This is a genomic window from Viridibacillus sp. KH_047 (genome assembly GCF_057838945.1).
This window is the reverse complement of record NZ_CM174479.1, coordinates 1,128,095-1,151,446: the sequence shown is the minus strand read 5'-3', so window position 1 is coordinate 1,151,446 and position 23,352 is coordinate 1,128,095. Positions and strand designations below refer to the sequence as shown.

The following is a 23,352-nucleotide window of genomic DNA, read 5'->3' as shown; positions in this document are numbered from 1 at the left end:
TTTTTTCTTTTATTTCGCTAAGCGCTCTACAATTTCAACTGTTTTATCAGCAGCTAATTGAACATCCTCTAAAGTGAGCCCAAGTCCGAAGCTAAAACGAATTGAATTGCGCAGTTCTGGTGCACCTTTTCCGTACATTGCAACCAACACATGTGATGGATCTATTAATCCAGCCGTACATGCAGAACCACTTGAAGCTGCGATACCTGCCATATCTAAATTTACTAGGAAGGATTCTACATCCATTCCTGTAAAACTAATATTCAATACATGTGGTAAAGAGTTAGTTCTATCACCATTTACATGATAAGAAATTTTAGCTTGATCTAATGTATTTAAGAATAATTCTTGAAAGCGAACAAATTCCTGCTGTTTCACTTCAAAATTTGCTTGTGCAATTCGTACTGCTTCTGCAAACGCACAAATCGCAGGAATATTCTCAGTTCCTGCTCGACGTTTACGTTCTTGTTCTCCACCAAGCAAGGTGGATTGTAATGGTGTATTTTCACGTTGATATAGGAAACCTATTCCTTTTGGTCCGTTCAATTTATGAGCAGAAACCGAAAGTAAATCGACTTGTAAATCTTCCACGTCAAATTTCTCTATACCATAAGCTTGAACTGCATCCGTATGGAATGTTGCTTTGTGGTTTTTTAATAGCGATCCGATTTCTTTAATCGGCTGAATTGATCCTACCTCATTATTACCATACATAATTGTTACTAAGATCGTATCATCTGTTAATGCCTGTTGGACATCTTGGACAGAAACGACACCCTGTGCATTGACAGGTAAATACGTTACTTTAAAACCTTGTTTTTCAAGACGCTCACAAGTATGCAATACTGCATGGTGTTCGATTTGAGACGTAATAATATGACGACCTTCATTACGGCGCGCATATGCCGTACCGAAAATAGCTAAATTATCCGCTTCAGAACCACCACTTGTCATAATTATTTCTTGGTCTTTAGCACCGATTGATTGTGCAAGTACCATTTTGGCATCGTCCAAATATTTTCTAGCATGACGTCCAATACTATGAATACTAGATGCATTGCCGTAAACAGAACCCATAAGCTCGGTCATTTTCGCAATGACTTCTGGATGCATAGGAGAAGTGGCTGCATGGTCTAGATAAATTTCTTTCATCGTAAAAAACTCCTATCAAATTCGCCTTGGGAGATTTATTTCCGACGATTTGCTTTCGTCTAAAAAATATACCCCAATATAAAACGAGGATGTTTGCCCAAGGCTTTAACTTTATTCAACTAGGGTTTATACCCACTGAATTATTTATACCTACTGATTCGTCCCTCAATAAGAAGCAATGAGATTAATTCATTTAAATATAAAACATATAGCCGTCATCAGAATCTTGTTCTTTATAAGCAGCTAAATCCTCTAATGAAGTTGTATCTAATACATTCTTCACTGCATCACGAATGCTCATCCATAGCTGTCGCTGAGGTGGAGCTTCGTTTTCTATTCCTTCAACTGGTTGAATCGGACCTTCAAGCACACGAATAACATCAGCTGCTGAAATTAAATGCGGTGGTTTTGATAACATATAGCCACCATAAGCCCCACGAACACTCTTCACTAAACCTGAGTTTCTAAGGGGGGAAACAAGCTGTTCCAAATAAGCTTCTGACAAATCATTATCTGCTGCAATTTGTCGCAAAGGAATTGGACCTTGCCCGTATTGTTTGGCTAATTCAATCATAATTGTTAGACCATAACGGCCTTTAGTTGAGATTTTCAAAGTATACACCTCTATATAGTAGCTTACATTTATACGTTAAAGTATAGCATATTTCCTTCCATTCTACTCGGGAATGCTTTATCATAAATGTTACAAGCTCAAAAATAGAACAAATGTACGAGAGGAGGCAATTGCTTTGCCAAATGAACCACTCGCATTCCGCATGCGACCACGTAACTTAGATGAAGTCGTCGGTCAACAAACCATTATAGGAAAAAATACTACACTATATAAAATGATTACAAATGGGCATGTCCCTTCCATATTACTATACGGTGAACCAGGAATCGGGAAAACATCGATTGCCTATGCTATTGCAGGTACTTCTCATCTGCCATTCTTTGCACTTAATGCAACACGCGCAGGAAAGAAAGATGTTGAAGACGTAGTAGCAGAAGCACAGTTAACAGGGAAAGTGTTGCTGTTTTTGGATGAAATCCATCGTTTCAATAAACTACAACAAGACACATTATTACCCCATGTAGAAAATGGTTCTATTGTATTAATAGGTGCAACAACTGAAAATCCATTTCATGATGTGAACCCTGCCATTCGCTCACGCTGCGGTGAGATTAAGCAGCTTAAAAGATTAACATATGAAGATATTGACGCACTTGTGTTACGCGCTCTAGAAGATAAAGAACGTGGACTTGGTCGTTATACAATAAGATTAAGCGATTCACAACGTGACAAAATAGTAGTTGCAGCACACGGAGATGCACGAAAAGCATTAACATTGTTAGAGTCCATTTATTACGCTTCTGATGAAGTGAATAATGAAACGATTGTACAGGATGATACGGTCAAAAATCTAGCAGAACGTATCGGCGTTTTTGGAGATAAAAAAGGTTCACATTTTTATAATCTATTATCCGCTTTACAAAAGTCAGTAAGAGGTAGTGATACAAACGCTGCACTCTACTATTTAGCGCATTGTTTAGAAAATGGAGACTTAGTGGCCGTTTCTCGTAGATTGCTCGTTATGAGCTATGAAGATATTGGTCTTGCAAACCCTGAAGTAGGTGGACATGTTCTAGCAGCTGTACAAGCAGCAGAGCGTCTAGGACTACCTGAAGCACGTATCCCGTTAGCTCAAGCCGTGATCGAGATGTGTTTAGCATCCAAATCAAATTCTGCAATATCGGCCATTGACGCTGCCATCGCTGATATTCGAGCCGGGAAAACAGGAGACATTCCTATGCATTTACGAGATGCTCATTATGCAGGTGCAAAAACATTAGGCGTAGAAGGTTATCAATATCCACATAACACACCTATCGGCACTTTTGGTGGCTGGGTCGACCAAGAATATTTACCTGAAGAACTTGTCGGCACCGAATATTATAAACCCATTATTGCTGGCGAAGAAAAACGCATGGCAGGGATTTATGATAAGTTGAAATCATTTAAAAAATAGCGAAAAGGGTTACCTACATGTCTAGTACTTGTAAGGTAACCCTTTTGTTTTTACAGCCCGTTTTTCTAAATTAATGATTAGTTTTTTTCTAAGCAGGGTAATCGTTTTATTAATAGAATTAATTAAAATGATATTGAATTAGCTTTCTTATACTACTAGAGAACACTTCTGTTTAATAAACACTCAGACAAAGGCGGATGGAATAGAAGGTCATTAAAGAATTAGCAGAAAAAATATTACTTCAATTTTCTACACGCAAATATAAAAAACGTCCTTTAATAGTCGCAATTGACGGATTAAGTGGAGCAGGTAAAACCACATTAGTTAAAAAACTTGAACAGGAATTGAATAACAATAACAGCTCAGTAGTCACTATACATATTGATGATCATATTGAGGAAAAACATAAAAGGTACGAAACCGGACATGAGGAATGGTATGAATATTACTACTTACAATGGGATATTAAGACGTTAACTACTAGTCTATTCGAAGGATTAAGGAACAATAAAAAGAATATCGCTTTACCATTCTATGATAAATCTACCGATACCATCTCAGTTAAACAAATTACCTTTACAGTTGATAGTATCATTCTTATTGAAGGTATATTTCTTCAAAGAAAAGAATGGCGAGAGTTTTATGACTATACTATATTTTTAGATTGTCCTCGCGAATTAAGGTATGAAAGAGTTTTAAATCGGGATTCTTATATCGGGGATAAACAAGCAATACTTTTAAAATATAAAAGGAGATACTGGTTAGGAGAAAAACATTACCTGAATACAGAAAATCCATTTAATAATGCAAATATAGTTATTTAAACAAAGGACCCCCCTTACTTTAGTAATTAAAGTATAAGGGGGCAACTCCTATAGATTATTTTTGTCCATGTACAATATCTAAACTTATTATGTCGTAACTTTTAATACTGTTTTAATTTTTTGGATAATACCACCCGTACTATAAGTTAATACACTTCGTTTGTAGAATGATAGACTTAGCATGAATAACAGTACTACAGTCACAATAAGTATACCGAGTGAAATCATTGGCTCTGAAGCTGCAATATCGGTTGCACCAATACGTAGTGGCATTACCATTCCTGAAGTAAACGGAATATAAGAACACACTTTTACTAGTAATGTATCCGGACTATACATTCCTGAAAGTAAAACATAAAATCCAGCAACCCCAACCATCATAGCAGGCATCATCGCTTGACTCGATTCTTCTACTTTAGAAACGAGAGACCCAAGCAATGCACCCATAATAAGGAATAGCAAAATAGTTAAGATTAAAAATGCAATCACATATACTACATACCCTGCAGACAAACCATTAATTACTTTGATTACTGTATCCCACTTCTCTCCTCCGTCTACCAACATAAATAGAAGTGACTGTACTACAAGTAAAACTACAATTTGAGTTATTGCAAGTAAAAATGTACCAGTTAATTTTGCCAAGAAATGTGTCACCGGTTTAATACTCGCAAGAAGTACTTCTAGCACACGTGAGCCTTTCTCAGATGCTACATCTGTGGTAATCATCGATAAAAACGACATAACAAACCCATAAATGATGAAACCAACTATCATTGATGCACCTATACCCGCCGACTTCTCAGCTTCGCTTTTACCACCGGCAGCTTCTTCATTCAAGTTTTTCGTTGTAATCGTCGTTTCAGATTGTAAAATTTTATCCGCTTGTTCTGCAGTTAAATTGAGCTGTTGCACTTCATAAAGCTTCCCTGCATATTGAATACTAGAAGATAAACTTTGCTGATCATTAAACTTAAGCGGATTAAATGTTGCGATTTCAGCTACTAATGATCCAGCCTTATCTTGAATGAAAATCGCCGCATCTAAATCTCCGTCTTTCACCTTTTTCTCAACTTTGTTTTCATTCTCTTTTGGGAAAGAAAATTCAACATCTGCACTGGAAGTAAAAAGCGCTTTGAAATCTGCATCCGTATCATTTAAAACTGCAACTTTTAATGGCTCTTCAGAAAACAGGGCCTCTTTAATATCTGACCAGAACATTACACAACTAATGACGACAAGATATAATAGAATAGAGAAAATAAATGACTTTGCTTTAATCTTTTGCTTATAAAGTTGCTTTACTAATATCCAAAACTTAGACATTGCCGCCACCTACCTTATCTTTGAAAATTTCATCTAGTGATAAATAATCTAGACTGAATTTTTCGATGTAACCACCTTTTGATACGATATCGAAGATTCCTTTTGCATATGATTCATCCTCTAATGTAAGCGTGTATTGTTCTTTGCCAATAGCTACATCTTTTACTCCTGGTAAAGCCGTAAGTTCCTCTACAGTCATATCTGTTCTCACTGTTAACTTTGTTTTACCATATTGTTTCTTCAAATCTAACAAACTACCAGAAAACAATGATACTCCTCGTTTTAACAAGCACAAATGATCACACAACTCTTCCACGTTTTCCATCTGATGACTTGAAAATAGAATCGTTGTACCGTTTTCCTTTAAAAATAATATAGCCTCTTTTAATAAATCCTTGTTCACAGGGTCTAATCCACTAAACGGTTCGTCTAGAATTAAAAACTCAGGCTTATGTATGAAACTTGCGATAAGCTGAACTTTCTGTTGATTCCCTTTAGAAAGAGTTTCTGCTTTTGCCTTACGCTTTTCTTCTAACTCAAAACGTTCAATCCAATAGTTCACATCTTCTTTTAGCTCTTTTTTCTTACGTCCTCTTAGTTCGCCAAAGAAAAATAACTGATCCTCCACTGTCATAGTTGGGAAAATACCGCGCTCCTCTGGTAAATAACCGAGTAAATCACGGTCTATCGCGTGTATTGACTCCCCATTCCATGAAATCGTTCCAGCTGTTGTTTCTTGCAAATCTAAAATCATACGGAAAGTCGTCGTTTTCCCTGCACCGTTTTGACCAATCAGACCGAAAATCTCTCCTTTTTCAATTGTAAAAGAAAGATTATCCACCGCCACAAAATTCTGATATCTCTTTGTAACTTCTTGAATTACTAATGCCATCGAAAGTCTCCTTTTCTAAATGCATTTATATTGTGTTTTTAAAAAATACATCTTCTAACAATCTAGTTTTGCTTCATATTCAAATATAAAACAGTATCTGATAGTTGTAGACCTTTTTTGGATTGTTCATTTATCCACTGCTTTTCCTTTTCAAAGTCCCAAAAACAATTATATGCGTCTTTTACCTATTCAATCCCTCCTTTAATCATCAATTCTCCATTCATTATTAATTCTTTCATCCTGACTATTTCGGCTTCCACTTCGCCTTTTCCTTGTGCAGTTATCATATATTGTTTCTTTCTGGTTAACTCTTCAGTCTCAACAGTCTCAATCCAACCTCTCTCAACCAAGGACTTAAGCGCTCCATATAAAGTACCCGGTCCAAGAGATACACGCCCCCTGCTCAATGATTCTACCAATTGCATAATCCCATAGCCATGCCTTGGTTCATATAGTGCAAGCAAAATATAATACATACCCTCTGTTAAAGGCCCATGTCGTTGCATATAAAACACCTCTTTACCTCAACAGCAATTATATCGCTAGCCGAAATATAAATTATATCAACAGACGATATACTTTTCAATTGAATTTTAAACATTTTTATCCATTTATTAATTTTAATTCCTTTTAATAAAAAAAATGCAAAAGCTCATATGCTTTTGCATTTTACATTCTTTATATTCACATAAGGTTTATAAATTTCAGGTCAAAACATCTATTAAGCTTTAAACAATAGGTAACTTAATCATTTTCATGACATCTCAGGCAATTAGTTAATAGTTACTATTTGCTATTTGCTATCATTTCATTTAACGATCTAAATTAATCTCTCACCGTTTTAATCTCAATATCACTCAAAATATCTCGTACTACCCAGCTAGCCGCGATTAATCCAACTGAAGATGGTACGAATGCATTTGATGATGGTGGCAATTGCGCTTTGCGAATTTCTGCTTCTGGTTTACCGACTGTTTGTACAACATCTGGTCGAACGACAATCGGGCTCTCATCAGAAAAGATTACAGGTATTCCTTTTTTAATACCTTCTTTACGCAATTTCACACGAATTACCTTCGCTAATGGATCGGTATGTGTTTTTGAAATATCAGCAATTTGAAAACGTGTTGGATCCATTTTATTTGCTGCACCCATACTTGCAATTATTTTTACGCCACGTTTTAAGCATTCTTTCATAATATGAATTTTATATATAACTGTATCTGACGCATCTATCACATAATCTGGTTCATAACTGAAGAACTTTTCATACGTTTCTTCTGTGTAGAACATATGCAAATCTATAACTTCACAATCAGGGTTAATATCAGCAATTCGCTCCTTCATAACAGCTGATTTTGAGCGGCCGATTGTTGACATATAAGCAACTAGTTGGCGGTTAATGTTCGTAATATCTACATCGTCTTTATCTACTAAGATGATGCGACCAACACCACTTCTTGCACAAGCTTCAGCAGCAAACGATCCAACACCACCAATGCCTAGAATTGCTACTGTTGTATTTTTTAGTTTATCTATTCCATCTGTTCCAATGGCTAATTCATTACGTGAAAATTGATGTAACATATACCTTTCACTCCGTTTAATTTAAATTTTGTAAGTAATCCTATCCTATTAGTAAGAAAATAGGTATCGTGAAAAATATATACAAAAAGCTAGATGATTGCAAGGATTGGCGTAAGGAATTTTTATAGTAACTTTGAATTTGGATAAATTCTAAAACAAATAAGCTAATAACAAACAAATCCCGTAAATTCGATGCTAGAGAGTATTAGCCAATTTACGGGATAAATATTACTTAAACTTCACTACCAGATTTCAACATTTGATTATTAAATTTCTCGACAAAACGCGGATCTATGTATTGTCCACATTTTTTTAGTCCACCTACAACTGCTCCTCCAATTGGTGGCATAAGAGCAGGATAAAACTGAATTTCTACAACTTCTTTTTGCGCCAATTTTTGGAGAATCGGAATGAAAATTTCTACATTTGAGAACACACCACCTGCCAACACAACAGGAATTTTATCTTTAGACCAAATCATTTGATCTAAACATGCTTTAATGGATTGGAAGTATTTTTCACATGCCTTTTGGATAATGATGCGAGCTACTATATCTCCTTTTAGAGCTTCTTCACTCACATACATACTAAGTGGAGAAATAATGGCTCTTGGATGCCCTTCTCCGTAGAGTTGATCAATTATTTGAGGAACCTCATCTACTTGAAAGTGCTGACACAACCTCGCTGTTAGATTAGTTTGATATCCTCTGCCATCATAAGCTTTAAATACAGCTTTTAAAGCTTGTACCCCCAAATCATAGCCACTTCCTTCATCATCAAACAAATATCCCCAACCGGATGTACGTACAATGTGGCGCTGTTCATCTATTCCTAATGTAATAGCTCCGGTTCCTGCTATTTGTACAATTCCTTCAGAACCTAAAGTACCAGCATACAACGCATTAGTCGCATCATTTGCTATCTCGATCGTCGCCTCTTTTGGTAAGTGACTATGTAAAACATCCATTAGAATTGAATCATATTGTTTTTCTTTCACCCCAGCCATACCTGCAAAACAGCTTGCAATTTGCGCAAAGGCTGTTGGGTTCTGTGATTTTAATAGTATTAATACTTGATCGATTACCTGTTCAAATTCTTTTTGACTCATTGTCGTTGGATTACTCTTACCGACCGTCACCATTGCATGGATATGTCCGCCTTCGTCACTAATAACAGCACATGTTTTGGTGCCGCCGCCATCAATCGCTAATACAAACATCTTCATCCCCCTAGCCACTTACTTCATCAAAGATAAGTAAAAAGGATTGAGAACTATAGAACATAGCACTCAACCCTTTTACTCATTCTAACTTTTTTTCTCTACCATATTAAATCCAAAAGATTCCCATGGTCGAATTTTCTCAAGTAAATAAATTTCTTCTGGTACCACTTTAGCTACAATATTCGTACTTCCTGAATTCGGTATATCCTTTAGCACTAACTGTAACTCACCTTTGTAACGGATATCCTCGTCATTATCTATCGTGACATCTCCTGTTTGAATATCAAATACATCGTGTGGTTTGAATTGCTCCGATTTGTATTTAACACGAGATTGTGTACTGCGAATCACATATTCAGAGACATCACCACGGTTAAAGTGTGGTTCTTCAAAGATGATTTTATTTTCCACCTCTGAATTTTCAGCAGATGGTACAATATCAAGTTCTAATTTTTGGCGATTCAGTTTTCCTAATGCTTGTAGCTCTTCTTCAGTTGCATACATATTCCCAATGATCAAATCATCAATTAAGCCTGTATGCCAAAGATCTTTCGCTTGAACTGTAATAGGTAAACCTCGATGCTCTTCTAATGTAGGTAAGCCATACGGTGTTTCCTCCCAAGGTCCATATTGCGCATAATTCGAAGAAATCATCGCCGCAGTACGAATATGATTATCTTTGAATAACTTTGAAGATTTAATAAAATGCTCTCTCGAAAGACCTGTATACTTTCTTGGATAGAAATTATGGCAGCCAATAATATTTTCACGGTTTGGTTGATAAGACAAAATATTTTCTACATATTTTGTACCGTTACTAATATTAAGCTCGACTTTTAAGTTAGAAGCGTCCAATGACATGAACGCTTCCTCCTGTCCAGAGAATCCCATATCTAAGCGTAAAGCGGCTAAGTGATATTGTTCTTTCAAGAATGCGATATCTCTATAAGTTAAGCCTAATTCCTCAAAGACTTGAGGAGCGATGTCAGCGGAAATATCAAAGCCAAGCTGTTGCGCAAATTGATTGATTTGTTGTAACTTTTCTTTTTCCTCATTATTTTTCATAGACATTAGACAAGTGAATATCCGACTAAAACCATGATCATGAGCTAGTTGGATATAGTTTTGCATTTCCTCTAATGTGCTATGTTGAGGATAGATTGAAATTCCTAATCTTCTCATTTGAATACCTCCGCTTACCATCTATTAAACTTCTACTTTTTCTGCTTCTTCTTTTTCCATCACTACTGATTGATTCGTTTTAGTTGCTTGTTTTTCAGCTGCTAATTTATCATTAGCTGCTTTTGATGACATCATTATGAACGGTAAGTAGATACATACTGAGATTGCTATTAACACAAGGCTCAGTACTCCACCTGTCCATGATTGTGTTGTTAACCAGCCATTTATGACTGGTGGCATCATCCAAGGAGCAGCAATTGTAGCTGCTGGAACCAAACCGAATTTGGTTGCAAAATAAGCAATTGTTACATTGACCATTGGTGTAAGAATAAACGGAATGACCAAGATTGGATTTAAAATGATTGGTAAACCAAACATCAATGGCTCATTAATATTGAATAGGGCTGGTGCAGCACCAACTTTACCAACCGCACTATATTGTTTGTTTTTTCTAGCAAAAAGGAAAATTGCGATAACTAAAGCGATTGTCGTACCTGATCCACCCATATTAACGAAAGCATCAAAGAATGGCTTGTTAATAATATATGGTGCAGTTTCACCAGCATTTATTGCTTTAAGATTTTCAGCAATAGCTGGAAGATTAATAGTTTGCATGAATGGGTCGATAATGTTCGCCCCGTGAATACCGAATGACCATAAGAATACAGGAACGAAAGCTAATAGCAAACCTGCAGCCCATGTATTTGTTAGACCCATAAATGGTTCTTGAACTACTGAATAGAATGAAGAAATAATATCTGGAATATCAAAGCTTGTTGAAATAATGGTTCTCACTAATGCAAAAGTACCGACAGTGATAATAGATGGAAGTAATGCGGCAAACGATTTTGTTACTGCCGGTGGTACTCCATCAGGCATTTTGATTAATAAACGTTTGTTACCAGATAAGCGTGAAAATAATTCAGAGGATAGAAGCGCTATTATTAATGATACGAATATACCTCCGGTCCCGGTGGTTAATCCACTTAAACCACCTTCACCAAATGTTCCGAATGTAATATAACAAGAAAAACTGATTACCCCTGCAGTTAATCCATCTTTACCATAGCTCTTAGCTAAGTGGTACGAAACTGTAAAGGCAAGAAGCAAAGACATAATAGCAAATGTAGCATTCCACATATTGCCGCCCCATTGCGTCCAAGTTCCATGATCCCAAATCGAGTCCATTAATTTTTGATATGCTTTAATTGGTAAACCATTGAATAATACCGCTAACGAACCAATAATTGTCAGTGGCATTATTGTAATAAAGCCGTCACGAATTGCAACTAAATGTCTCTGGTTCCCAACCCTAGCTGCTACTGGAACAAACTTCTCCTCTAAAAAACGAAACATCCCTCTCCACACTCCCTTGTGTTATAGATTATTTATATGGTAAACACCAAAACTGATGTTAAGCCCCTTGTAGTCGGTCATATAAATCAATAATTTCAATTGCTAAATCCTTAAAAGTAATAGCGTTCATCAAGTGATCCTGTGCATGGACTAACATGATTGTAACCTCTACTTTTTCTCCCCTAGCTTCTTGTGTTAGTAATGCTGTTTGAGAATGATGTGCTTCTACTAAAGATTTATTAGCCAATGTAATTTTCTCTTTAGCAGCGCTTACATTTCCTTGTTTAGCAAGTTGAATCGCTTCCATACAATCACTTTTCACGTTGCCGCTGTGCAAAATCAGCCCCATAATTGACTGTAATAAATCTGTTTCTTGCATGACCGTAAACCTCCTTGATTATCCAATTAAATTCAGTGCGTGTTGCAATACTTTTTCGCCGTTCATCATGCCATAATCACTCATATTGATCACTTCGATTGGGAAGTTTTTAGCTTTATATTTCGCTTCAAATGGTCCCTTTAAATAACGTACTTGAGGTCCCAATAATAAGACATCGATATCTTTTCTTTCTAATGTAGAATCAACTTCACTTTCTGAAATCGCGAAAATATCTGCAACTAAATTTTGTCCTTCAGCAGCCTTTTGCATTTTAGTTACTAGTAAACTAGTACTCATACCTGCCACACAAACGAGCATAATATTCTTCATGAAGAGCACCCCTTTTTTGTAATATAACTCCTAAATTGAGAATAGCAGAAATTGGTCTATACCACAATACCTTAAACGCGCTTTATTTTCCTTTTTTTCGCATTTTTTTATTGGCATATTCACGGATAGCTTTAATTTACTGATTTTTCTAACAACTGGTATAGTCCAAAGTTTTTTTCAAAATTTTTTTAGATTAACTATATATTCATTTAAAAACACACATTAAAAATATTCATAAAATGAAGGTTTTTCTGTTCTTAACGCTTTGTTCCAAAGCTTTAAGGCTGTATCATCAAGTTGATGATCAGCGTAGAGCATTGTTTCTGTAACGCTTAAATATCCAACTATTAGAGCTGAAAAAATATTAATCGACAAAGATAGAATTTGGCCATTAGCTATGCTAGCCATTTCAATTACTTCTATTTGACCTTCTCGATTGATAGAGTAATGCTTCTCATTCCACTGGGCAAACGGGTCTTGAATATGTAAATACAGATTTTCCGTTAACTCTGCCCAATTGTATTCTTTTAAAAATGCTTCCACATCCACAATTCTCACCATACAGTCCTGGACAAGCTCTTTTTTGAATTGTGGCTGGTTAAAGTGGAATCCGAAATGACTTGTTCCTGCAGTATTACCAGTAATGTGATAAACACTTGCACTGTGAGACGAGATATAACGCCAAATTGCTTTCTCAGCAACATGATCCTTTACGACAAAGTCTTTAATAATGAAAATGAGATTTTGAATTTGATAGCGTACAAAACCTTGGAGTTCATCGTCTTTATAATAAGCTGCAAAATGACTGTCTGGCTCTCTACGCTGAATTCTTTTCCACCAAGCTGCATCACGCTTCATAGAACCATTCATTACCTCTGCATTGTCATTATAAAAAGTACATACCTCATCAAAAAGCTGTTCATCGAGCCATTCAAAACTAAATCTTTTTACAACATCTAACTGATTACCGAAATTAGGGAAGGCTTCACTAGGTATTGAATAATTCAGCTTATCAAAAAATAATTCCCACCCGAAATAACGATAAAAGGAGACAGAAAATGGAGCTAACACAGAAATACATTGACCATTTTCTCGCATTTCTTCCAAAGCACGAATCATCAATTTTTTCATAATCCCTCTATTTCGATACTCTGGAAACGTACATACGAATCCGATACCTCCCATTTTGTACGATATTTGGTGAATTGTCATATTCAATGGGAGCACAAGCAATTGACCAACTAATTTTCTATCGTCATATGCTCCAATTGTTGTACTGTGTTCTACCCAATATTGAAAATCATCTCTTTTTTCTCCAATATATTTGTTCGAAAAACTATAATCTCGTAAACGATGAACTTGCTCACTATCTTCTAGTGGTACTAATTGGATCATCGACCTCTCCCCCTTAAGAGCACAACTAAGTTATATCTTCTAATTATGAGAATTAATATTGTTTTATTGATATTTTCCGTATAAAAAATGTCGACAATTCCGATTTTCAGGGGTTGCCGACATTCTATTGGCGAATAAGAAATTGCTTTCTTGTAATTGCCAAATTAATTGTTCGTGTTTAATAGTTTTTTCATATATTGTTCTACTTCCATTGAAGTTGAAAGTGAAAGCATTTTATCTAAATGTTGCGTTAATTCTACTTTTGAAAGGTCCGAAATTTGCGCCCGCGCACGCAGAATAGAAGAGGCACTCATTGAAAATTCATCTAAACCTAAAGCGAGTAAAATAGGGATAGCTATTTCATCTCCGGCCATTTCGCCACACATACCTACCCATTTACCATTCGAATGTCCTGCATCAATGACCATTTTTACAAGACGTAAAATGGCAGGATTGAATGGTTGGTATAAATAAGAAACTTTTTCGTTCATGCGATCTGCTGCTAAAGTATATTGGATTAAATCATTTGTTCCAATAGAAAGGAAATCTGCTTCTTTAGCAAATAAATCTGCAATAAGCGCAGCTGAAGGGATTTCTACCATCATGCCAATCTCAATATCTCTTGAAACTTCAATTCCTTCACTAACTATCTTCTCTTTTTCCTCTTCCAATAAAGCCTTTGCTTTACGGAATTCATCAAGTGTTGCAATCATAGGGAACATAATTTTCAAATTACCATAGACACTTGCACGGAGAAGTGCACGTAACTGTGTACGGAAAATATCTTGTTGTTCCAAACAAAGTCTTATAGCTCTATGCCCTAAGAAAGGATTCATCTCTGGCTCTAATTTCAAATACGGTAATTCTTTATCTCCACCTATATCCAACGTTCTAACAACTGTCGGTTTTTGGCCCATTTTTTCAAGTACTGTTTTATAAGCAGTAAATTGCTCTTCTTCTGATGGCAATTCTTGACGATCCATATATAAAAACTCTGTACGGAATAAGCCGATACCGTCACCGCCGTTAGCTAAAATATTGTCTACATCCTCTGGCTTTCCAATATTGCCTGCTAATTCTACTTGGTGTCCATCAGCACTTATACTTTCTGCTGTTACAAATTGCTGGAACATTGCACTTTCTGCTGCTTGCTCTTCTTGAGCCAATAAATACTCCGAAACTATTTCTTCTGTAGCATCTAATAATACTGTTCCCTTTGTACCATCTAATATGATCTTAGCTCCATGGGGGATATCTGTAGTTGCTAGTTTTGTCCCTACAACAGCAGGTATTTCCATTGTTCTTGCTAAAATAGCCGAATGAGATGTACGTCCCCCGATATTTGTCACAAAGCCTTTCACATGCGTTTTATCAAGCTGTGCAGTCATCGATGGTGTTAAATCATCGGCAACAATAATAACATCCTTTGATAAACGACTATAATCAGGTAATTCAATGCCCAATAAGTTCGCTAATAACCGTTTTGCTACATCACGAATATCAGCTGCACGTTCTTGCATGTATTCATTGTCCATAGATTCAAATAACTCTATAAACATAGTTGAGGTTTCTTGCAATGCAAATTCAGCATTTACACCTTCATTTATCTGAACATCAATTGCATTTAACATCTCAGGGTCTTGTAGCACTAATAAATGCGCAGAGAAAATTTCTGCTTTATCATGACCAAATTTCTTTTCCGCAGCTTCACGAATTGCTTCAAGTTCAATTTTCGTTTTAGAAACAATTTCTTTAAAGCGTAATTTTTCTGCTTCTATATCAGTAATAGTCAATTTGTCAAAGGTTAGATCCGGTTCTACTAAGCAGTACGCATTCGCAATAGCTATTCCATTCGAGACAGCAATACCTTTAATCTCTAACATTCTTGTCCTAGGCCTTCTGAAATCATTAATTCTGAAACTTTTGCGATTGCTGCTTCTGCATCTGAACCTTCTGCTTTAATAGTAACAACTTCACCGGTTGGAACACCTAATGACATAACACCTAAAATAGATTTTAAATTGACTGTTTTACCTTTGTACTCAAGCTGTATATCTGATGCAAACGGTGTTACACCTGCAACCAATACTGTAGATGGACGTGCATGTAATCCTACTGAACTAGTGATTTTATAAGTTTTTTCCATATTAATCTCCCCCATACTAATATTTATTCGAAGCTTATACGTCTACTATACTTTGCTATCATACAATCATTTTTTTCTTTACTACCATCTAGATTTGCACTTTCAAATACAGGCGGCTCGACACCTTCACTAGCTAAAATTTCAATCACTTGAGATAAAGTCGTATTCAAGATAGCAGAACCGATTGTCGTTGATGCAGGTCCATACTGTACGCTATCTTTCCACAATACCCCATCACCTATTGGAATATGCGTATCTAATACGAAGTCTGCCATTTCTTCTAGGCGTTTTCCTGTACTATGTTTAGAAATTTGCTCTTTATAATGAAGTGACTGTAATGAAATAACACGCACTCCAGCTTCTTTTGCTAGTAATGCAACATCAATAGGCACAACATTTCTTCCTGACGTGGAAACAATTATTAATACATCATTTGGATTGAACTCAAATTGATGACGATGTTGCAAAACGAAATTAGGATCTTTCTCATTAGCAGAAGAGGTCAGTGCACCCTTATGTAACATCAATGACTCAATGAAAATGGGACGTACTGGTACTAATCCACCAGCACGGTAAAAAGCTTCTTGAGCTAGAATATGAGAATGACCACAACCGAATAGTTGTAAAATACCTCCGTTTTGGATACGCTCAGCTATTAATTCGGCTGCTTTTGTCATATTTGATTGTTCTTCTTCTACTATTACATTCAATAATTGTTGAACCTCTTGAAAATATTGATGCATGTTATCACCTCTGTATTTCACTAATAAATTTATAGCGATCTGCGCGATATGTACTACGCACTAATTCAAACGGTATTCCAGTACTTAAATAACTTTTTCGTTCAATAATTAATACAGCTGATGGTTGCTCAATATTCAGGAGCTTACTATCTTCTTTTGTTACTAGTGCTGCTTCCATTAACTGCGAAGCATGACCAATCTTTTGATGATGTCTTTCTTCTATTAAAGAGTATAACGAACCCAGGACCATACTCTTATCCAAATCTGGAATGATATCTACTGGTATATACGTTCGTTCAATAGCCATTGGTAGCTGATCTGCGTTACGAATTCGAACAACGGAAAATACTTCATCTCCCGTTTTCATTTGCAATGCCTTTGCAATATCAAGTGGAGGTATAATTTTCTCAAAACGAACAAGTTTATTGCTTGGCTCATAGCCTCTTGAACGCATATCTTCTGTAAAACTTGTTAATCCACTTAATGGTTGCTCTAATTTTGGATTCGCTACGTATGTACCGCGTCCTTTTTCTCGGTAAAGTAATCCACTATTTACCAAATTAGTAATTGCATGCCTTACGGTCATGCGACTTACACCTAACTGTTCAGAAAACTCTCTTTCAGAAGGAATATTCTCACCTATCTTATATTCCTCTTCGAATATTTTACCTTTTAAAAATTCTTCAATTTGTATATACATTGGAACTGGTGAATTTTTATCTAACAAGCGTTTCTCCACCTTTCATGTAGCCCCTACCAAAACTACAGCTTGTTATTGTTATTGTGATTCTTTTTCATATACAACTTTACCGCGACATATAGTCTTTTGTACATTTAAATCTCCATCTAAAATAACTAAATCTGCATCCATCCCGTTACCGATATACCCTTTTAATGGTAATTCGAGCTGATCAGCAGCATTTTTGGAAGACATAGCTACTAGTTCCTGTAATGTACATTTCGTGACGGTATGTATATTTTTTACGGCTTGTTCCATTGTTAGTACACTTCCAGCTAACGTACCATCGGATAAATGTGCACCTGTTTCAGTTACATGTACCGCTTGGCCACCTAAATCATAAACACCATAATCCAGCCCTTTTGCCCTCATGGCATCCGTTATCAATATAATTCTAGATGCTCCTTTTAATCTATAAGCGAATTTAACAGATTTCGGGTGACTATGGATGAAATCGGCTATAATTTCTACCTTTAAATCATCTTCTAGTAAAACAGCTCCAACAACACCTGGTTCTCGATGATGAAAAGGGCGCATTTGGTTATATAAGTGAGTTGATTGTTTTGCACCGAGCCCAACTGCACGCTCTATTTCATCGGACATAGCATCTGAATGCCCTAATGAGACGACGATTCCTTCTTTACTAATTTCCTTGATAAATTCAAAACCATTATTTACTTCAGGAGCTACTGTAACTTGTTTTATGCGACCTTTACTAAGTTCTTGCCAGTGATGAAACTGCTCAATAGAAGGCTCAATAATATATTGTATCGGTTGTGCTCCTGCTCTTTTCTTTGATATATATGGACCTTCAACATGAATCCCTAACATTTCTGCTTCATCTAAAGTCCCTTTATAAGTAGCAGCATTTTTTAAAGTTGCTTCAATGGCATCTACTGACTGCGTCATAGTCGTTGCAAGAAAACCTGTCGTCCCCTCTTTAGGCAACGAACGAGCAATACCTCGCATGGCTTCTTTTGTTGCATCCATGGCATCAAAACCAGCTGAACCGTGTATATGCATATCAATATATCCAGGGAAAACAATCCATCCTTTAGAAGTTCCATCAATAGTGTACTGTGCTTGAATACTTAATCCCTTACCAACTTTCGTAATTTTACCTTTTTCTAGGTACAGATCACCTACAAATGCCTCTTGGTCATAGTTAACAATCGTTACATTTGAAATTAGAATTGTTTCACTCATGTATAGTCTCTCCTAATTAAAACCAGAAAAAATCATCTCGGCTTTCTGATTTTCAGTATCCTATCTTACCTCAGCTAGCCATTAATAAAGCGCTTTTTTATAAACCACATAATAATTCATTTCTATCTGAAAGTGCTTCCTATAGCGAAAACCTATCATTTAAAAAAATTTATTAGATTGAAAACTTTGAGGATTTACCCATTTTCATGCAGTAACTCTAATTAAAAACCTTCCCTATTACCCAAATTACATTATGGTATAGTTGTCTATACCAATTATAAAACGTTTACATATAAATGAAAAGGAAAAGTTCTTAATTCCTTTAATTTATCAAATATATAGAATAGAAAATCTATTTAGAGGTATATCAATTAGTTTAATAGCTTCTTTTCTTAATTCAAGCTATTAAATAATAAGTTGCCTCATACATCAATTCGTCAAAAATGATTCTCTTATATTTTAAATATATTCTCTTTCAGGAACATTTAATACTCTTACCTACACTTTTTTCATCTTCGTTATACAAAAAACTTTCAAGAACCTATAGGAAACAACACCTATTCACTTGAAAGCTTCAGCTAAACATTCTATTTAGATTACTAAGTCAGTTAATATGATAACATTCGGATGTTTTTTCAAGATTGTTACTGGTATTTTTTCCGTCACTTCACCTTTTAACAACGCTTCTAAAGCAGTACGTTTCTTCTCCCCAACCGCAATTAATAATATTTGTTCTGCACGCATGATTGAAGAAATCCCCATTGTAATTGCCTTAGTAGGTACTTCATCTAGAGAATTAAAAAATCTTGCATTTGCTACTCTAGTCGATTCTTCAAGTTCAACAACATGCGTTTCACTATCAAACGGTGTACCAGGCTCATTAAAACCTATATGCCCGTTTTCCCCAATGCCAAGCAACTGGAAATCCAACTTCATTTTTTGTAAAAGCGCTTCATAACAAGCAGCTTCTTCATGTGGATCTAATGCCTCTCCATTTGGTAAATTAGATTTTTTAAAAGGCTTTTCATTGAAGAGCTGTTGTTTCATAAACGATATATAACTTTCAGGATGTATTTTCGGAAGACCGACATACTCGTCTAAGTTAACACTTTCACACTGAGTGAAATCAAGTTCACTATTACGAATACGCTCATAAAGAGGAATCATTGTTCCACCTGTAGCCAAACCAAAATTTTTGGAACCGTTATCTAACGCCTCTTTTAGAACATTAAATGCTCGATCATATAAGGCATCTAAATCAATAATCGTTTCAACCTTTAATGCTGTTTTTATGTGATTGCTCGTGTCCATTAATTCACCAACTCATTTCAATTTATTTACTTACACTTTAAACCATAATTTCTATGGAAGCCAATAAAAAAATAAAAAAATGTTTATTTTCCCAATATTATACCGATAGTAATGAAAATTTATTAATTTCATTCTTGTATTTTAATCAAAAAAATAATGTATTGACGTAAAATAAAAACCCTCTCAATTTTCATTGAGAGGGGGTGATTTAATAATTAACGAATCCCGATTGTGCCGTCTTAAAATCTAATCGTTTTGAACCCGCTATAAGCAGGTGGGTGTTCTCTTCGAAATTTTAAACGTCCCATGACAGGCATGTTCGCCATCTCAAAATGTGAACTCCCAACGATAAAATGTTCGGTCAAAACTGATAAGCTTATAACGAACACATCAGGATTCGCTTTAAATACATATTACCACATTAATTCTGACAATTCAAAAGATTTACTTCTCGTCAGCCAAAGTTTTTGTGCGGATATTTAACTCGTCTAATTGCGCTAATGATACTGTACTTGGCGCATTTGTTAAGACACAACTTGCACTTGCAGTTTTAGGGAATGCAATTGTATCACGTAAGTTGTCACGACCAGCTAGTAACATAATAAAGCGGTCAAGACCAAATGCTAATCCACCGTGAGGAGGCGTACCATACTCAAATGCATTCATTAAGAAACCAAATTGTTCATTCGCTTCTTCATCAGTGAAACCAAGTGTTTTGAACATTTTTTCTTGTAAATCTTTTTCGTGAATACGTAATGATCCGCCACCAAGTTCGTAGCCATTTAATACGATATCGTACGCTTGCGCTTTAACTGCACCTGGTTCAGTTTCCATTTTTTCAAGATCTTCATCGAATGGACGAGTGAATGGGTGATGTGCCGCATAGTAACGGTCATCATCTTCGCTGTATTCAAGTAATGGCCACTCTGTAATCCATAGGAATGCAAAACGAGATTCATCAATTAAGCCAAGATCTTTTCCAAGTTTTTTACGTAAAGCACCTAGTGAATCAGCAACAACTGATTTTTTATCAGCTACGAATACTAAAGTATCACCTGGTTCAGCTTGCATACGTTCAACAAGTTTTTCACCAAATTCATCATCAAAGAATTTACCGATTGGACCAGTTAATCCTTCTTCAGTTACTTTAATCCACGCAAGACCTTTCGCACCGTAACGACCTACAAATTTTGTTAGTTCATCAAGATCTTTACGAGAGTATTTGTCGTTCGCACCTTTGATATTAAGACCTTTTACTTGGCCTCCGTTTTCAACAGTACTTGCAAATACTTTGAAGTTACAACCTGCAACAACATCGCTTAATTCAATAAGTTCTAAGTCAAAACGAACATCTGGCTTATCAGAGCCGTAGCGAGACATTGCATCCTTATAAGTCATACGTTGGAATGGAGCTGGAATATCAATTCCTTTTACTTCTTTCATAACTTTTTGAATTAATTTTTCGTTTAATTCGATGATTTCATCTTGTGACATGAAACTCATTTCCATATCAATTTGAGTGAATTCAGGTTGACGATCAGCACGTAAATCTTCATCACGGAAGCAGCGAGCGATTTGGAAGTAGCGCTCAATTCCTCCAACCATTAATAATTGTTTAAATAGTTGTGGTGATTGTGGTAAAGCATAAAATTCACCTTCATGTACACGTGAAGGAACTAGGTAGTCACGTGCTCCTTCTGGAGTTGACTTCGTTAAGATTGGTGTTTCAACTTCTAAGAAACCTTCATCTTGTAAGAAGTTACGGATTACTTTTGTCACGTCAGAGCGAAGTTTGAATGTATCAAACATTACTGGACGACGTAAGTCTAAGTAGCGGTATTTTAAACGAAGATCTTCGTTTACTTCAGTGCGATCTTCAATTGCAAACGGTGGTGTTTTAGCTTTGTTAATGATTGTTATTTGATCGATTAAAACTTCAACCATACCCGTTTCCATGTTTGGATTGATCATTTCCGGTTCACGTAATGCTACAGCACCTTCTACTTCTACAACGAATTCGTTACGAAGAGAATCCGCAATATCTAAAGCTTCTTGAGAATTTTCAGGGTTGAAAACGATTTGTACAAGTCCTGTACGGTCACGTAGGTCAACGAAAATTAGTCCGCCGAAATCGCGACGACGTTGTACCCATCCTTTTAATACAACGCGTTCGCCTTCATGAGCGCCACGTAAAATACCACATTCATGTGTTCTTTTTGCCATGATTATTTCCTCCAATTATTGTACCTTATGTTTTGTTAAATAGTTCACTAAGTCATGAAATGGCACTTTTTCTTGGCTACCCAATTCCATGTTTTTCACATTAGCAGCTTGTTCTTCTAATTCTGACTCACCAAGTACGATGACCCATTTAGCACCTAAACGATCTGCTGATTTCATCTGAGCTTTCACTTTGCGACTCGCATAATCAAGCTCAGTTGAAATACCTTTTGCTCTAAATGAACTTGCTAATTCTACTGCTTTTAACTTCGCTTGATCATCCATTGCAACGATATACATATCAAGTGCATTGTCTGTATCAAGTGAACGTCCTTCTGCTTCAAGTGCAAGTAATAGACGTTCGATACTCATTGCAAAGCCAATACCAGGTGATTCTGGACCACCGATTTGTTCAACTAAACCGTTATAGCGACCACCACCACATAAAGTAGTAATTGCACCTAGGTCCGTTGCTGTACTCATAATTTCAAAAGTCGTGTGGTTATAATAATCCAAGCCACGTACTAAGTTCGGATCTACTACATAGGTAATACCTAACACATCTAAGTATTTTTTTACAGCTTCGAAATAAGCTGCAGATTCCTCATTTAAGTAATCTGTTAGTGCTGGTGCAGTAGCCATTAAAGGATTTTCGCGATCCACTTTACAATCTAAAATACGTAATGGGTTTTTTTCTAGTCGATTTTGACAATCTGAACAGAAATCACCGATATGTGGTTCGAAATGTTTGATTAAAGCATTGCGGTGAGCTGCACGAACATCTGCATCACCTAAAGAGTTAATCACTAATTTTAAGTTTTTTAATCCAGCTGTTTCGTACACATCCATTGCAAGTGCAATTACTTCTGCATCAATAGCAGGATCTTTACTACCAATTGCTTCTACTCCGAATTGGACGAATTGGCGGTAACGCCCAGCTTGTTGGCGTTCATAGCGGAACATTGGACCAATGTAAGATAATTTTACTGGTTGATCCGGTTGACCGAACATTTTGTGTTCAACGTAAGAACGTACAACAGCTGCTGTACCTTCTGGACGAAGCGTTAAAGAACGATCTCCTCTATCTTTGAATGTGTACATTTCTTTTTGCACGATATCAGTCGTATCACCAACACTACGTTGGAATAACTCCGTCTGCTCGAAAATTGGAGTACGAATTTCTTGATATCTATATACTTGGCAAAGCTGACGAATGATTTCCTCAACCTTTTGCCATTTTTCAGACTGTCCAGGTAAAATATCTTGAGTGCCTCTAGGTACTTTATAATTCATCACATTAACTCCTTTCAAA

General features: G+C 36.1%; 22 protein-coding genes and 1 other RNA gene. 2 read left to right on the top strand and 21 right to left on the bottom strand.

All coding sequences use genetic code 11. The annotated features are described in order from the left end of the window. Positions 1-9: 9 nt before the first annotated feature. Together AC3IS5_RS05750 and cymR are read right to left on the bottom strand one after the other, a co-directional pair. Positions 10-1,152 carry a cysteine desulfurase family protein gene (locus tag AC3IS5_RS05750; RefSeq protein ID WP_489426944.1) on the bottom strand — a complete coding sequence of 381 codons (1,143 nt, stop codon included), beginning with the start codon at positions 1,150-1,152 and terminating at the stop codon, positions 10-12. 193 nt (positions 1,153-1,345) lie between these two features. After that, positions 1,346-1,765, bottom strand: coding sequence for a cysteine metabolism transcriptional regulator CymR (gene cymR, locus AC3IS5_RS05745; protein ID WP_489426943.1), 420 nt, complete (start codon positions 1,763-1,765; stop codon positions 1,346-1,348). Positions 1,766-1,901: 136 nt separating this feature from the next. Between cymR and AC3IS5_RS05740 the strand changes: the two genes are divergently transcribed. Together AC3IS5_RS05740 and AC3IS5_RS05735 are read left to right on the top strand one after the other, a co-directional pair. After that, positions 1,902-3,182 (top strand): replication-associated recombination protein A, encoded by a 1,281-nt coding sequence (locus tag AC3IS5_RS05740; RefSeq protein ID WP_489426942.1) that lies wholly within the window; start codon positions 1,902-1,904, stop codon positions 3,180-3,182. Between the two features lie 212 nt (positions 3,183-3,394). Continuing rightward, positions 3,395-4,006: a kinase gene (locus AC3IS5_RS05735; RefSeq protein ID WP_489427822.1), complete on the top strand. Its 612-nt coding sequence runs from the start codon at positions 3,395-3,397 to the stop codon at positions 4,004-4,006. A gap of 87 nt (positions 4,007-4,093) precedes the next feature. Here AC3IS5_RS05735 and AC3IS5_RS05730 read toward each other — a convergent pair whose 3' ends face one another. The 19 genes from AC3IS5_RS05730 to hisS all read right to left on the bottom strand — a co-directional run bounded on the left by AC3IS5_RS05730 (position 4,094) and on the right by hisS (position 23,333). Next, positions 4,094-5,332, bottom strand: coding sequence for an ABC transporter permease (locus tag AC3IS5_RS05730; RefSeq protein WP_489426941.1), 1,239 nt, complete (start codon positions 5,330-5,332; stop codon positions 4,094-4,096). Next, entirely contained in the window at positions 5,325-6,224 is a 900-nt protein-coding gene (locus AC3IS5_RS05725) for an ABC transporter ATP-binding protein (protein WP_489426940.1), read from the bottom strand. Before AC3IS5_RS05725 ends, AC3IS5_RS05730 begins: the two co-directional genes overlap by 8 nt. Before the next feature lie 185 nt (positions 6,225-6,409). Then, positions 6,410-6,730, bottom strand: coding sequence for a PadR family transcriptional regulator (locus AC3IS5_RS05720; RefSeq protein WP_489426939.1), 321 nt, complete (start codon positions 6,728-6,730; stop codon positions 6,410-6,412). A 319-nt stretch (positions 6,731-7,049) separates the two neighbouring features. Continuing rightward, the gene (locus tag AC3IS5_RS05715; protein WP_038187302.1) at positions 7,050-7,811 is read right to left on the bottom strand and encodes a tRNA threonylcarbamoyladenosine dehydratase; all 762 of its coding nucleotides are present in this window, start codon (positions 7,809-7,811) and stop codon (positions 7,050-7,052) included. Positions 7,812-8,043: 232 nt separating this feature from the next. Further along, complete coding sequence (locus AC3IS5_RS05710) at positions 8,044-9,030, bottom strand: N-acetylglucosamine kinase (protein ID WP_489426938.1); 987 nt, start codon at positions 9,028-9,030, stop codon at positions 8,044-8,046. Positions 9,031-9,117: 87 nt separating this feature from the next. Further along, positions 9,118-10,215: a DUF871 domain-containing protein gene (locus AC3IS5_RS05705; protein WP_489426937.1), complete on the bottom strand. Its 1,098-nt coding sequence runs from the start codon at positions 10,213-10,215 to the stop codon at positions 9,118-9,120. A gap of 24 nt (positions 10,216-10,239) precedes the next feature. Next, a complete protein-coding gene (locus AC3IS5_RS05700; RefSeq protein WP_489426936.1) occupies positions 10,240-11,571 on the bottom strand; it encodes a PTS sugar transporter subunit IIC in 1,332 nt (443 codons plus the stop codon). 58 nt (positions 11,572-11,629) lie between these two features. Further along, a complete protein-coding gene (locus AC3IS5_RS05695; protein WP_489426935.1) occupies positions 11,630-11,950 on the bottom strand; it encodes a PTS sugar transporter subunit IIA in 321 nt (106 codons plus the stop codon). An 18-nt stretch (positions 11,951-11,968) separates the two neighbouring features. Further along, a complete protein-coding gene (locus AC3IS5_RS05690) occupies positions 11,969-12,280 on the bottom strand; it encodes a PTS sugar transporter subunit IIB (protein ID WP_489426934.1) in 312 nt (103 codons plus the stop codon). A gap of 222 nt (positions 12,281-12,502) precedes the next feature. Beyond that, the gene (locus tag AC3IS5_RS05685; RefSeq protein ID WP_489426933.1) at positions 12,503-13,675 is read right to left on the bottom strand and encodes a GNAT family N-acetyltransferase; all 1,173 of its coding nucleotides are present in this window, start codon (positions 13,673-13,675) and stop codon (positions 12,503-12,505) included. Between the two features lie 164 nt (positions 13,676-13,839). Beyond that, positions 13,840-15,558, bottom strand: a complete 1,719-nt coding sequence (gene ptsP, locus AC3IS5_RS05680) for a phosphoenolpyruvate--protein phosphotransferase (protein ID WP_489426932.1) — start codon at positions 15,556-15,558, stop codon at positions 13,840-13,842. Next, positions 15,552-15,821 (bottom strand): phosphocarrier protein HPr, encoded by a 270-nt coding sequence (locus AC3IS5_RS05675; RefSeq protein WP_038187323.1) that lies wholly within the window; start codon positions 15,819-15,821, stop codon positions 15,552-15,554. Before AC3IS5_RS05675 ends, ptsP begins: the two co-directional genes overlap by 7 nt. A 23-nt stretch (positions 15,822-15,844) precedes the next feature. After that, entirely contained in the window at positions 15,845-16,564 is a 720-nt protein-coding gene (locus tag AC3IS5_RS05670; protein ID WP_489426931.1) for a sugar isomerase domain-containing protein, read from the bottom strand. A gap of 4 nt (positions 16,565-16,568) precedes the next feature. Next, entirely contained in the window at positions 16,569-17,291 is a 723-nt protein-coding gene (locus AC3IS5_RS05665) for a GntR family transcriptional regulator (RefSeq protein ID WP_489426930.1), read from the bottom strand. A 51-nt stretch (positions 17,292-17,342) separates the two neighbouring features. Beyond that, on the bottom strand, positions 17,343-18,509 hold the full coding sequence (gene nagA / locus AC3IS5_RS05660) for an N-acetylglucosamine-6-phosphate deacetylase (RefSeq protein WP_489426929.1): 1,167 nt from the start codon (positions 18,507-18,509) through the stop codon (positions 17,343-17,345). Positions 18,510-19,100: 591 nt separating this feature from the next. Then, the gene (locus tag AC3IS5_RS05655; RefSeq protein ID WP_489426928.1) at positions 19,101-19,820 is read right to left on the bottom strand and encodes a glucosamine-6-phosphate deaminase; all 720 of its coding nucleotides are present in this window, start codon (positions 19,818-19,820) and stop codon (positions 19,101-19,103) included. 218 nt (positions 19,821-20,038) lie between these two features. Then, a non-coding RNA gene (gene ssrS, locus AC3IS5_RS05650) (6S RNA) lies at positions 20,039-20,220 on the bottom strand. Between the two features lie 44 nt (positions 20,221-20,264). Further along, positions 20,265-22,043: an aspartate--tRNA ligase gene (gene aspS, locus AC3IS5_RS05645; protein WP_489426927.1), complete on the bottom strand. Its 1,779-nt coding sequence runs from the start codon at positions 22,041-22,043 to the stop codon at positions 20,265-20,267. 15 nt (positions 22,044-22,058) lie between these two features. After that, complete coding sequence (gene hisS / locus AC3IS5_RS05640; protein WP_489426926.1) at positions 22,059-23,333, bottom strand: histidine--tRNA ligase; 1,275 nt, start codon at positions 23,331-23,333, stop codon at positions 22,059-22,061. Positions 23,334-23,352 lie beyond the last annotated feature (19 nt).

Bases quoted from the DNA above. Each gene is read 5' to 3' on its own strand.
- AC3IS5_RS05750 (WP_489426944.1), bottom strand. From the start codon at position 1,152: ATGAAAGAAATTTATCTAGACCATGCAGCCACTTCTCCTATGCATCCA.
- AC3IS5_RS05730 (WP_489426941.1), bottom strand. From the start codon at position 5,332: ATGTCTAAGTTTTGGATATTAGTAAAGCAACTTTATAAGCAAAAGATT.
- AC3IS5_RS05725 (WP_489426940.1), bottom strand. From the start codon at position 6,224: ATGGCATTAGTAATTCAAGAAGTTACAAAGAGATATCAGAATTTTGTG.
- AC3IS5_RS05720 (WP_489426939.1), bottom strand. From the start codon at position 6,730: ATGCAACGACATGGGCCTTTAACAGAGGGTATGTATTATATTTTGCTT.
- AC3IS5_RS05715 (WP_038187302.1), bottom strand. From the start codon at position 7,811: ATGTTACATCAATTTTCACGTAATGAATTAGCCATTGGAACAGATGGA.
- AC3IS5_RS05710 (WP_489426938.1), bottom strand. From the start codon at position 9,030: ATGTTTGTATTAGCGATTGATGGCGGCGGCACCAAAACATGTGCTGTT.
- AC3IS5_RS05705 (WP_489426937.1), bottom strand. From the start codon at position 10,215: ATGAGAAGATTAGGAATTTCAATCTATCCTCAACATAGCACATTAGAG.
- AC3IS5_RS05700 (WP_489426936.1), bottom strand. From the start codon at position 11,571: ATGTTTCGTTTTTTAGAGGAGAAGTTTGTTCCAGTAGCAGCTAGGGTT.
- AC3IS5_RS05695 (WP_489426935.1), bottom strand. From the start codon at position 11,950: ATGCAAGAAACAGATTTATTACAGTCAATTATGGGGCTGATTTTGCAC.
- AC3IS5_RS05690 (WP_489426934.1), bottom strand. From the start codon at position 12,280: ATGAAGAATATTATGCTCGTTTGTGTGGCAGGTATGAGTACTAGTTTA.
- AC3IS5_RS05685 (WP_489426933.1), bottom strand. From the start codon at position 13,675: ATGATCCAATTAGTACCACTAGAAGATAGTGAGCAAGTTCATCGTTTA.
- ptsP (WP_489426932.1), bottom strand. From the start codon at position 15,558: ATGTTAGAGATTAAAGGTATTGCTGTCTCGAATGGAATAGCTATTGCG.
- AC3IS5_RS05675 (WP_038187323.1), bottom strand. From the start codon at position 15,821: ATGGAAAAAACTTATAAAATCACTAGTTCAGTAGGATTACATGCACGT.
- AC3IS5_RS05670 (WP_489426931.1), bottom strand. From the start codon at position 16,564: ATGCATCAATATTTTCAAGAGGTTCAACAATTATTGAATGTAATAGTA.
- nagA (WP_489426929.1), bottom strand. From the start codon at position 18,509: ATGAGTGAAACAATTCTAATTTCAAATGTAACGATTGTTAACTATGAC.
- AC3IS5_RS05655 (WP_489426928.1), bottom strand. From the start codon at position 19,820: ATGGACACGAGCAATCACATAAAAACAGCATTAAAGGTTGAAACGATT.
- aspS (WP_489426927.1), bottom strand. From the start codon at position 22,043: ATGGCAAAAAGAACACATGAATGTGGTATTTTACGTGGCGCTCATGAA.
- hisS (WP_489426926.1), bottom strand. From the start codon at position 23,333: ATGAATTATAAAGTACCTAGAGGCACTCAAGATATTTTACCTGGACAG.